This is a genomic window from Dechloromonas sp. ZS-1 (genome assembly GCF_039649255.1).
GTDB lineage: Bacteria > Pseudomonadota > Gammaproteobacteria > Burkholderiales > Rhodocyclaceae > Azonexus.
Map to the genome: position 1 here is coordinate 21,326 of NZ_JBDIYD010000020.1, position 10,572 is coordinate 31,897.

At 60.2% G+C, this 10,572-nt stretch carries 8 protein-coding genes and 1 tRNA gene; 8 read left to right on the forward strand and 1 reads right to left on the reverse strand.

Annotated features, from left to right (window positions below; genetic code table 11):
• Window positions 1-15 precede the first annotated feature (15 nt).
• The 8 genes from AACO21_RS15910 (at window position 16) to AACO21_RS15945 (ending at window position 9,020) form a co-directional block, all read left to right on the forward strand.
• Entirely contained in the window at window positions 16-387 is a 372-nt protein-coding gene (locus AACO21_RS15910) for a response regulator (RefSeq protein ID WP_346193512.1), read from the forward strand.
• A gap of 57 nt (window positions 388-444) precedes the next feature.
• Window positions 445-2,601, forward strand: coding sequence for an exonuclease domain-containing protein (locus AACO21_RS15915; RefSeq protein ID WP_346193513.1), 2,157 nt, complete (start codon window positions 445-447; stop codon window positions 2,599-2,601).
• An 8-nt stretch (window positions 2,602-2,609) separates the two neighbouring features.
• Complete coding sequence (locus tag AACO21_RS15920) at window positions 2,610-3,674, forward strand: DUF294 nucleotidyltransferase-like domain-containing protein (RefSeq protein ID WP_346193514.1); 1,065 nt, start codon at window positions 2,610-2,612, stop codon at window positions 3,672-3,674.
• 61 nt (window positions 3,675-3,735) lie between these two features.
• Window positions 3,736-5,655, forward strand: coding sequence for a DUF294 nucleotidyltransferase-like domain-containing protein (locus tag AACO21_RS15925; RefSeq protein WP_346193518.1), 1,920 nt, complete (start codon window positions 3,736-3,738; stop codon window positions 5,653-5,655).
• A gap of 1 nt (window position 5,656) precedes the next feature.
• Window positions 5,657-6,322, forward strand: a complete 666-nt coding sequence (locus AACO21_RS15930; protein WP_346193515.1) for a hypothetical protein — start codon at window positions 5,657-5,659, stop codon at window positions 6,320-6,322.
• 5 nt (window positions 6,323-6,327) lie between these two features.
• On the forward strand, window positions 6,328-8,625 hold the full coding sequence (locus AACO21_RS15935) for a VC_2705 family sodium/solute symporter (RefSeq protein ID WP_346193516.1): 2,298 nt from the start codon (window positions 6,328-6,330) through the stop codon (window positions 8,623-8,625).
• Complete coding sequence (locus tag AACO21_RS15940) at window positions 8,622-8,900, forward strand: hypothetical protein (RefSeq protein ID WP_346193517.1); 279 nt, start codon at window positions 8,622-8,624, stop codon at window positions 8,898-8,900. Before AACO21_RS15935 ends, AACO21_RS15940 begins: the two co-directional genes overlap by 4 nt.
• A 29-nt stretch (window positions 8,901-8,929) precedes the next feature.
• Window positions 8,930-9,020 (forward strand) — tRNA-Ser (locus AACO21_RS15945).
• 261 nt (window positions 9,021-9,281) lie between these two features.
• On the opposite strand, the gene AACO21_RS15950 is transcribed toward AACO21_RS15945, so the two are convergent.
• The gene (locus AACO21_RS15950) at window positions 9,282-10,508 is read right to left on the reverse strand and encodes an IS256 family transposase (protein ID WP_346193519.1); all 1,227 of its coding nucleotides are present in this window, start codon (window positions 10,506-10,508) and stop codon (window positions 9,282-9,284) included.
• Between the last annotated feature and the right edge of the window lie 64 nt (window positions 10,509-10,572).

The window sequence follows — 10,572 nt, forward strand, 5'->3', positions numbered from 1 at the left end:
GGGGAGACGCCGCAGATGGCTAAGAAGGTATTGATTGTCGATGACGAGCCCAACATCGTCATTTCGCTGGAATTCCTGATGAAAAAGGAAGGTTTCGAGGTTGCCGTGGCCGGCGATGGCGAAGCCGCATTGGCCCAGGTGGCGGCATTCCAGCCGGACCTGATCCTGCTCGATGTGATGATGCCGAAGAAATCCGGCTTCGAGGTCTGCGAGAGTCTGCGGGCTGATCCGGCCCATGCCGGCCTCAAGATCGTCATCCTGACGGCCAAGGGGCGCGAGACGGAGGTGGCCAAAGGGCTGGCGATCGGGGCGGATGCCTACGTGACCAAGCCGTTTTCCCCCAAGGCGCTGGCCGTTCAGGTCAAGCAATTGCTCGAAATCGCCTGATTTCGCCGGTCGACCGCCGGAACCCGCCGGTTCTGGCTTTTTCGCTGTGAGCCCGATATGAAGGCCAAACACCGTTTGCTGATTGCCGTGGTGGTGCTGGGGTTGTTGATGACCGGCCCCTTTGTCGTGACGTCTTTCCTCGTCTGGCTGGACATGAAGGAAGCGGAGCGCGAGTTGCTGACCAGCTTGCTGCTCTCCCGCTTGCCCGTGGGCACGATGATGACGATGTCCGGTTTTGCCGTTGGCGTATTCATCCTGCACCACTTGTTCAAGCAGTACGTCGAGGGGCTGCTGCGCATGTCCGAAACCCTGCGTCTGATGCTGGGTGCCAACCGCAATTTCCGGGTCACGCCGGAAGGTCCGCCGGAGGTCCAGCAACTGGCGCGGGCCGCGAACGATCTAGCCCAGCAGCGCGATGCCCTGATGGATGACGTCGATACGCAGATTGCACGCGCCAAGGCGTCCGTCGAGGAAGAAAAGAACCGTCTGGCAGCCTTGATGTCCGAACTGGCCCAGGCGGTTGTCGTGTGCAATCTGGATGGGCGCATTCTCCTTTACAACAACCGGGCCCGCCTGCAGTTCAAGGCGCTGGCGCAAGGACCGACCTCGGTGGCCGGTGGTGCGCTGATCGGTCTGGGACGATCGATTTACTCGATTCTCGAAAAGAGCCAGATCGAGCATGCGCGTGAAGTCATCGAACTGCGCCTGGGCGCCGGCAAAACGCCGATCGCCAATTTCACGACCACAACCCGTGGCGGCCAGTTGCTGCGCATCCAGATGGTGCCGGTGCGTCCGGCCAATGCGGAAGGGGAGGCCAAGCTCTCGGGCTATGTGCTGACTGTGGAGAACATCACGCGCAGCATCGAAGAAGAAGAGCGCCGCGATCAGGCGCTGCATACCCTGACGCAGGGCAGCCGCGCTTCGATTGCCAATATCCGCGCCGCCGTGGCGAATCTCCTTGATTATCCGGACATGGAGCCGGAGATGCGCGCCCGCTTCCTGAGCGTGATCGATGACGAGGTCGCCACGCGCAGCCAGGCGATCGAACAGACCATGCACCAGTTCTCGGATGCGCTGAAAACCCGTTGGCCGCTGGAGGACATCCTGGGGGTCGATGTGATTGCCGCAGCCGAGCGGCGCATCAACGATACCTTGCATCTGCCGAGCAAGCGGGAAGAAGTGGATGAGACGCTGTGGGTCAAGTCGGACAGCTTCTCCCTCGTCTTTGCACTCTGCGCCCTGGCTTCCAAGTTGCAGGATCACTACGAGCCGCGCGAATTGCGCTTCCGCCTCATTGCGAACGGCAAGCTGGCCTATCTGGACCTCATCTGGGCCGGTCCGGCCATGTCCTCGGAAACCTTCTATACCTGGGAAGGCGAGCCGATGCAGATCGGCAGTGAAGTTTCCCCGCTGACCCTGCGCGACGTCATTGATCGGCACGGGGGTGAAATTTGGTACGAGCGCGAAAAAGCCGCGCATCGTGCCTTCTTCCGGTTCGTGCTGCCGGTGGCGACGCCGGATGCCGAGCATTTCATCGAAGAGCGCAATGTCACCGGGCGGCCGGAATACTACGATTTCGACCTCTTTAACTTCGCGGACAAATCGATCGATCTGGACCGCAAGCTCTCCGATCTCACGTACACCGTGTTCGACACCGAGACGACCGGCCTGGAGCCGTCCAACGGGGACGAGATCATCCAGATCGGTGCGGCCCGCATCGTCAATGGCCGCCTCCTGCGCCAGGAAACCTTCAATCAGATCGTCGATCCGGAAATGCCACTGAAGCCGGAGTCCATCCCGATTCACGGGATTACTGAAGACATGGTGCGCGGCCAGCCGAATATTGATCTGGTGCTGCCTGCATTCCACGAGTTTTGTGAGGATACGGTGCTGATTGCCCACAATGCGGCCTTCGACATGCGTTTCCTGCAACTGAAGGAAGAGCGGACCGGCATCCGTTTCACGCAGCCGGTGCTCGATACGCTGTTGTTGTCCGCAGTGGTGCATCCGAATCAGGAGTCGCACAAGCTCGATGTGATCCTGGAGCGCCTCGGCATCACCATCGGCAGCCGGCACAATGCGCTGGAAGATGCCGTTGCCACCGCCGAGGTTTTCCTGAAGCTGGTGCCGCTGCTTGCTGAACAGGGCATCGTCACGGTGCGTCAGGCGCTGGAGGCCTCGCAGAAAACCTATTTTGCCCGGGTCAAATATTGAGCCACGCCATGCCGCTGTCGGCCGATCCGCTCTCCGCTTTCCCGCTTGCTGAACTGGCGGCCCTGGACGACGCCCTGGCGGCGGCCGACGATCTGCCGGCGCTGTGCGCCTTGGCGCCAAGGGTGGCGGAGCTTGGCCGCCGCCTGGTGCAGGGCGACTTGGCCGGGCTGGCGGCCTGTACCCGGATTTCGGCCTGGAATGACCGGTTGACCGTCGGGATCATCGCGCAGACTGCGCGCCAGTTCCGTTTGCCGGTGGTTGGCTGGTGCTGGCTGGCGCTGGGGTCGGAAGGGCGCATGGAGCAAACCTTCCTGACCGATCAGGACAATGCCCTCATCTTTGAAGCGGCCGATGCCCACGAAGCCGCCGCCTTGCGGGAGCTCTTCCTGCCCTTTGCCCATGCGGTCAATGAAACCCTGGCCGCCTGTGGTTTTGCGCGTTGCCCCGGCGGCATCATGGCGGGTAATCCGGCCTGCTGTCTCTCGCTCGATGAGTGGCGTGAACGCTTCATCGACTGGGTGCGCCGCCCGGACCCGCAGGCTTTGCTCAACGCGAGTATCTTTTTCGATCTCCGCCCGCTGGCCGGTCAGCTCGAGTTGGGCGAGGGCTTGCGTCGCCTGATGCTCGCCATGACCCGGGATACGCCGTCCTTCTTGCACCTGATGGCGGCCAATGCCCTGGCTGCCGAGCCACCGCTGACGTTTCGCGGCGAGGTGCAGGCCGGTGCCGATGGCGTCGATCTGAAGAAATTTGGTAGTCGTATTTTTGTCGATGCCGCCCGGATCTTCGCCTTGGCCCATGGCGTGCCTGCGGTGTCGACCAGCGCGCGTCTTGCCTTGGCGGGACCGGCTGCGGCGCTGACGCCGGATGAGATTCCGACGGTCAACGCGGCGTTTTCCCACATTTTGCGCTTGCGTCTGCAGGGGCAGCTGACCGATGAAGCAGCAGGTCGTCCTGTCGGGCATGCCTTGCAGCCGGCCTCGCTCAACGACGTTGACCGGGTCATCCTGCGCGAAGTGCTGCATCAGGCGCGGCGCCTGCAGCAGCGGCTCAAATTAAACTATTCCCTTTGAATGAAAGATCGAGGTTGTCGTGAATACGTCCATTGATCACAGCCCCCTGGGACAGGCAGAAATGTCCCTGCGTCAGGCCGGTCAGGCCCGCGTGGCCAGCAATACGGCGGCCTTCCTGAAGAAGCACGCGCCGTTCAACAAGATGAAGGCCGATGCGCTGCAGTTTTTTGCCGAGCGCGCCAAATCCGTGTTCTTCCCGGCCGGGGAGGAGATCGTCGGGCCGGAGTCGGGCAATGTCCGTTATTTCTACCTGATCGAATCCGGCAAGGTGCAGGCCCGTCAGGCCGGCGAAGTGGCCGTCACCGAGTACTCCATCCTCAGCCTCGGGGCGGGGGAGTCGTTCCCGATCGGGGCGGTGACCGCAGGGCGTCCGTCGACCAATCTGTATACCGCCATCGACGACACCTTCTGCTACCTGCTGCCCGCTGAGGATTATCGGGTCCTGATGCAGACCAGCCCGGAATTCAATCTGTTCTGTACGCAATACATCGCCAGCCTGCTCGATCAGTCGCGCCGTCAGTTGCAAATCCAGTTTGCTCAGCGCGCCAGCGAGCAGCAAACCCTCAACTCGCCGCTGGCCGGTATCGGTTCGCGCAGCCCGGTCATGGTGACACCGGACACGCCGGTGCGCAGCGCGCTGGAAACCATGTCTTCAGCCAAGGTCGGCTCCCTGGTGATCGCCGGCGAAGACCGCAAGCCGGTCGGGATCTTCACCCGCTCCGACCTGCTGGATCGCGTGGTCCTTGCCCGGCTGCCGGAGACGGCGCCGATCGGCGAGGCCATGTCGGCAACGCCGCTGATGCTCGAAGAGCATGCCACGGCTTACGATGCCATGCTGGCCATGGCCACCCACAACATTCGCCATGTGCTGGTGACCGATGCCGAAGGCAAGCTCACCGGCGTGGTCTCCGAGCGCGATCTGTTTGCCTTGCAGCGCGTGGGCCTGCGCCAGATCCGTCAGACCATCGACAGTGCGGACAATATCGCCGCCCTGCAGCATGCGGCGGGTGATGTACGTCAGCTCGCCTTCAACATGCTCGCCCAGGGCATTGGCGCCGAGCAATTGACCCAGTTCATCTCTGCCCTCAACGATGCCTTGACCCGGCGTATTCTCGAACTGAATCTCGAACAGCACAGTTTCGATGGCATCGAGTGGGCCTGGCTGGCATTCGGTTCGGAAGGGCGCGATGAGCAGACCTTCAGTACCGACCAGGATAACGGTATCGTCTATACCGTGCCGGAGGGGCAGACGGCCGAGGCTTTGAAGCAGCGTTTCCTGGCCTTTGCCCGTGCCGTGAATGAAGATCTGGATCGCTGTGGTTTCCCGCTCTGCAAGGGGAACATCATGGCCAGCAACCCGCAGTGGTGCCTGACGCTGGACGAGTGGAAGGAGCAGTTTGCCACCTGGGTCCGCATCCCGGACCCGGATGCCTTGCTGAACGCGACCATCTTCTTCGACTTCCGTCCCTTGTTCGGCGATGCCCATCTGACCGAGATCATGCGCCGCCATCTGCTCATGCAGACCGGCAGCAATCCGATGTTCCTGCGCGCCATGGCCAAGAATGCGCTCGATGTCGAGCCGCCGCTCGGCAAGATCCGGGACTTCGTGACCGATCTGGAGGCCGATCATCCGGGCAAGATCGATCTGAAAAAATACGGCTCGCGCATCTTTGTCGATGTGGCGCGCATCTACGCGCTGGCGGCCGGTGTTCACAACACCAATTCCATTCAGCGTCTGCGCCTGGCCGCCAAGCGTTTGTCGATCCGGGAAGAAGAGGTGAATGCCATCCTCGATGGCCTTAACTTCATCCAGTTCCTGCGCCTGCAGCATCAATATCTGGATGGCGACAACAGCGGTCAGGGCAACAACCTGATCAACCCGGATGACCTGAACGAGCTGGATCGTCGTATCCTCAAGGAATCTTTCCGTCAGGCCCGCAAGCTGCAACTGCGCCTGAAACTCGACTATCAGGTGAACTGACATGTTCGGTATCAGCAAACTGTTTCGGGGCGATGCCAGCGTCGACCTGCCCGAGGATATCCAGGCCGCGCTGGCGGTTTGGCGGGCCACACCGGCGCCCGCGCTGGCCGAACTGCATTTTCATGTGCGTTATCTGGTGCTGGATATCGCGACCAGCGGCACCGATCCCGACAAGGATCGGGTGTTGTCGATTGCGGCCATGGCGGTGAATCGCGCGGGTGTGTTGTTGCCGGAAGATGCCTGCTATATCGATTTTTCTCAGCAGCATGCCGATCCCCATACGGTCGACCGTCAATTGGCGGCCTTTTTGGCCTTCATGGCCAAGGCCCCGACCGTGGTTTATCACGTGCCGTATGCGTCCCGTTTCCTGCAGGCCATCTTCCGGGCCCGTCTCGGGGTGGATTTCCAGCCGCAATGGGTGGATCTCGCCTGGTTGCTGCCGGCCATGTTCGAGGAGAAGGCCCATGCCGTTCAGCCGCTTGACCAGTGGATCGATCTTTTTGAACTGGAAGCCAGCGAGGGGCGGCGTGACGCCATGGAAAACGTGCTGATCCTGGCGCGCATTTTCCAGATGCTGCTCGAACGCGCCAAGGCCAAGGGGATCGACACGGCGGCAGCCCTGATCGAGGAGTCCCGTGCCAGCAGCTTCCTGCGCCGGACACACTGACCATCATGCGCGTCTTGACCCGGCTCCAGCGTTATTACCTGTATTACACCCTGTGTTTCCTGTTGTTCGTCATCGCCCTGGCCGTGCTCGAACAACAGGGCATGCCCCCGCGCTGGATCGGGTACGCCTTTCTTTTCTTCACCATCTCGATGTATGCCGTGATCGGCATCGCCAGCCGAACATCGGACGTCTCTGAATACTATGTGGCAGGGCGTCGTGTCCCGGCGTTCTTCAATGGCATGGCGACGGGGGCGGACTGGATGAGTGCCGCCTCCTTCATGGGGTTGGCGGGGACGCTCTATCTGTCCGGCCATCAGGGCTTGGCCTTTGTCATCGGCTGGACCGGCGGCTTTGTGCTGGTTGCCCTATTGCTTGCCCCTTATCTGCGTCGCTTTGGTGAATACACCATTCCGGATTTCCTCGGAGCGCGTTATGGCGGGACGGCGATTCGCTTGGTCGCGGTGGGGGCGGCCATCCTGGCTTCTTTTGTATACGTTGTGGCTCAGATTTACGGCGTGGGGGTGATCACCAGCCGTTTTGTCAGCCTGCAATTTGAAATCGGCGTGTTTGTGGGCCTGGCCGGGATTCTGGTCTGCTCTTTCCTGGGCGGCATGCGGGCGGTCACCTGGACCCAGGTTGCCCAGTACGTCATCCTGATCGTCGCGTACGTGACGCCAGTGGCGATCCTGTCTTATAACGTGACGGGCAATCCGGTGCCGCAGCTGGTGTATGGCCAGGTTCTGACCGAAGTGGCCGAGCTTGAGCACAAGCTCTTCAACACACCTGCTGAAATCGAGGTGCGTCGCCTGTATCAGGAGCGGGCGGACGCGTACGCCCAGAAGATCATGCAATTGCCGCAGTCTCTGATGCTGGAGAGGGACTCGCTCAGCCAGCAGATCAATGCCCTGAAGGCAACCGATGCGCAGACCCGTGACATCGTGGCCCTGGAGCGCCAGCGACGCGAATTGCCGCACGATCCGGAGCAGGCGAGGGCGCGTTGGGAAAATGCCATGTATTCGGCGGTCGACCGTAGCCAGCCACCGCGTCCGCATGCCGAGGCTTATCCGGGCGGGAAGGATTCGGCGGCACTGGAGCGCCTGAACTTTCTTGCACTGGTGTTTTGCCTGACGGTGGGCACGGCGGCGCTGCCTCATGTCCTGATGCGCTATTACACGACGCCTTCTGTGGCGCAGGCGCGGGACTCGGTTTTCTGGTCCTTGCTTTTCATCCTGTTGCTCTATGTGACGGCGCCTGCGTATGCCGTCTTTGCCAAGTTTGAAGTGCTGACGCACCTGGCTGAAATCCAGATTGCCCAGTTGCCCAGTTGGGTCGCGGCGTGGACGAAAGTCGGATTGGTCAATATTGAAGACATCAATGGAGATGGCATTCTGCAACTTGCAGAACTGTCGATGAACCCGGACGTGATCGTGCTGGCCACGCCGGAGATCGCCGGCATGCCTTATGTGGTCTCCGGCCTGGTTGCCGCCGGTGCGCTGGCGGCCGCGCTTTCAACGGCGGATGGATTGTTGCTGACCATCACCGGGGCTTTGTCGCACGACGTCTATTATCGGATTCTCCGGCCGGGTGCCTCGACGCAATTCCGTCTGGTGATTTCCAAATCACTGCTTCTTGTTGTGGCGGTGATGGCAGCGACCGTGGCCGCGCAAAAACCCGGCACGATCCTCTCCATGGTGGCCTGGGCCTTCTCGATTGCCGGTTCTGCATTTTTCCCGGCACTGGTGCTTGGCATCTTCTGGGCACGGACAACGCGCATTGGGGCGCTGTCCGGCATGCTGGCCGGCGTGCTGCTGACGCTCTATTACATCTTGCGGGTGGAATTTGATGCCATTCCCTTCCTGGGGCTGAGCAATATCCAGATGGCTCCGTGGTTTGGTATTCAATCCACCTCGGCGGGTGTTTTTGGTGTTGCCTTGGGCGTGGTCACGATCGTGCTGGTCAGTCTTTGCACCCGCTCAGAGCCATCGGCGGTCCAATTCCTCCACAAAATACGGGGGGGGGAAGATCTGCCGTTGCCAAATTCCCCGGAAAGGTCGTCCCCTGCAGGTTATTGGCGCAGGACTCAGGGGCTGACTTACATGCTGGCGCTGCTTTGGGCCTCATTGACCTTTGGTGTGATCTGGTTTGGGGCCGAATTGAATGACTACCGTTTTCTCGGCTTCCCGCTCGGCTTCTATATGGCCGCGCAAGGATTGTTGCTCCTCTATCTCCTGATCATCTGGTTTTACAACCGGCAAATGCGGCGTTTGGAGGTGGAGATGATGCCGCGCACGGAGGGGCGGTGAGCATCGCGTGGTGGATCGGTGTGGTGAGAGCACTGATTGAGCTGGCGATGTTCTGTTTGCTCGGGCAGGGCATCCTGGCCCTTCTGGCGGGAAGAAGTCGCCACGACAATCCTGTATACCGCCTTCTTTCTTTGTTAACGATACCGCCCCGACAACTCTGCGCACTTGTCTTCCCTCGGCTTCGTTCTGCATGGGGCCAAGGCATCTTTTGTTTGACGGTTTTGTTCGGGTTTTGGATCGGACTCGCTTTTTTTCGAAAAATGCTTGACCACTGAAAACCTTCTGGTAGAATGCGCGGCTTCCCGGAGAGGTGGATGAGCGGTTTAAGTCGCACGCCTGGAAAGCGTGTATAGGTTAATAGCCTATCGGGGGTTCGAATCCCCCCCTCTCCGCCAGGATTCGATGAAAGACGGCCCTTTACGGGCCGTTTTGCATTTCTACCCATCATCTCACCCATCCTTTTCGGTGGTATGTGGTGAGATTAGGTGATACTGGCTTCCTTACGGAGGGGCATCTTCCGGTAATCGGCCTGAGCAGCCGTTGGCGTATCAATTTTTGTCGGTCGGCATTCTGGCGGTAAGCTGCCCGTCACCGGCTAGCAGGGTCGAAGGTCTGCTTCCGAGCGTGTCCGGAATTTTGTGTAAACGGGTTTGGGGTTAAAGGTTGTTGATCCGGTCTTCGAACTGGATAGTAAAGCGAGTCAGCGCCGCCTTCCAATCCCGAATCGGCATGGTCCATTTCCGACTGATGTTGCGCAGCGCCAAGTAGAACAGTTTCAGCAGCGCTTCATCGCTCGGAAACGAGCCGCGGTTCTTGGTGATTTTGCGCAGACTCATGTTCACCGACTCGATCGCATTGGTCGTGTAGATGACCTTGCGAATCTCCGGCGGGTAGTCGAAGAACGGGATGATCCTCTGCCAGTTCCGACGCCAGGACTGACTGATCGGCAGGTAGGCATCGTCCCATTTGTCCTCGAATTCTCCCAGCATCTGCTCAGCTTCGTCGGCCGTGGCGCAGGAGTAGATTCGCTTCAGGTCAGCGGCGACCTCCGGTCGCATTTTCCACGAGACGTAGTTCAGGCTATGGCGCACCATATGGACGATGCAAAGCTGAACGGCCGCCCGGGGATAGACAGCCTCAATGGCCTCCGGGAAGCCCTTGAGGCCATCCACGCAAGCAATAAAGATGTCTTGTACGCCACGGTTCTTCATCTCGGTGATGACCTGCAGCCAGAACTTGGCGCCCTCGGTCTGGGCAATCCACAGGCCCAGCACCTCCTTCTCCCCGGCCATGTTGAGGCCGATGGCGAGATAGACCGCCTTGACCCGCACACTGCCGTCCCTGACCTTTACGTGGATGCAGTCGAGATAGACGATGGGGTAAATGCTGTCCAGGGGCCGGGACTGCCAAGCCTTGACCTCTTCGATCACGGCATCGGTGACGGAGGAAATCAAGGTCGGCGACACTTCAGTGCCGTACATCTCTTCAAGATGGGCCTGTATCTCACGAACTGTCATTCCTCGGGCGTAGAGCGACAGAATCTTGTCGTCAAAGCCGCTCCAGCGGGTCTGGTGCTTCGGAATCAGCTGCGGCTCAAACGTGCCGTGGCGGTCACGGGGAATCTCAATGGGCAGTTCGCCGAACTCACCCTTCAAGGTCTTCTTGCTCTTGCCGTTGCGGGTATTGCCGGCAGGATTTTCTACCGGCTCATTCTTCCCGTGGCCGAGGTGGTCGGCCATCTCCGCTTCCAACGCCTTCTCGACCAGCAGCTTGGTCAGTTGCTTGAGCAACCCATTCTCGCCAATCAGGTCTTCCGGCTTGCGGTAGTCAGCCAACAGGCTGTCCAGCAACTCCTTGGGTACTGCTTTCTTGTATTGACCCAGCAGAACCTGCTCAACTTACGCTGCTAATGCGAATGCCTCAGCAGGGGTTTTCATACCGAGCGAC

What these genes read in the sequence shown, in the direction of transcription:
- AACO21_RS15920 (WP_346193514.1), top strand. Translation starts at nt 2,610, where the DNA reads ATGCCGCTGTCGGCCGATCCGCTCTCCGCTTTCCCGCTTGCTGAACTG.
- AACO21_RS15915 (WP_346193513.1), top strand. Translation starts at nt 445, where the DNA reads ATGAAGGCCAAACACCGTTTGCTGATTGCCGTGGTGGTGCTGGGGTTG.
- AACO21_RS15910 (WP_346193512.1), top strand. Translation starts at nt 16, where the DNA reads ATGGCTAAGAAGGTATTGATTGTCGATGACGAGCCCAACATCGTCATT.
- AACO21_RS15935 (WP_346193516.1), top strand. Translation starts at nt 6,328, where the DNA reads ATGCGCGTCTTGACCCGGCTCCAGCGTTATTACCTGTATTACACCCTG.
- AACO21_RS15930 (WP_346193515.1), top strand. Translation starts at nt 5,657, where the DNA reads ATGTTCGGTATCAGCAAACTGTTTCGGGGCGATGCCAGCGTCGACCTG.
- AACO21_RS15925 (WP_346193518.1), top strand. Translation starts at nt 3,736, where the DNA reads ATGTCCCTGCGTCAGGCCGGTCAGGCCCGCGTGGCCAGCAATACGGCG.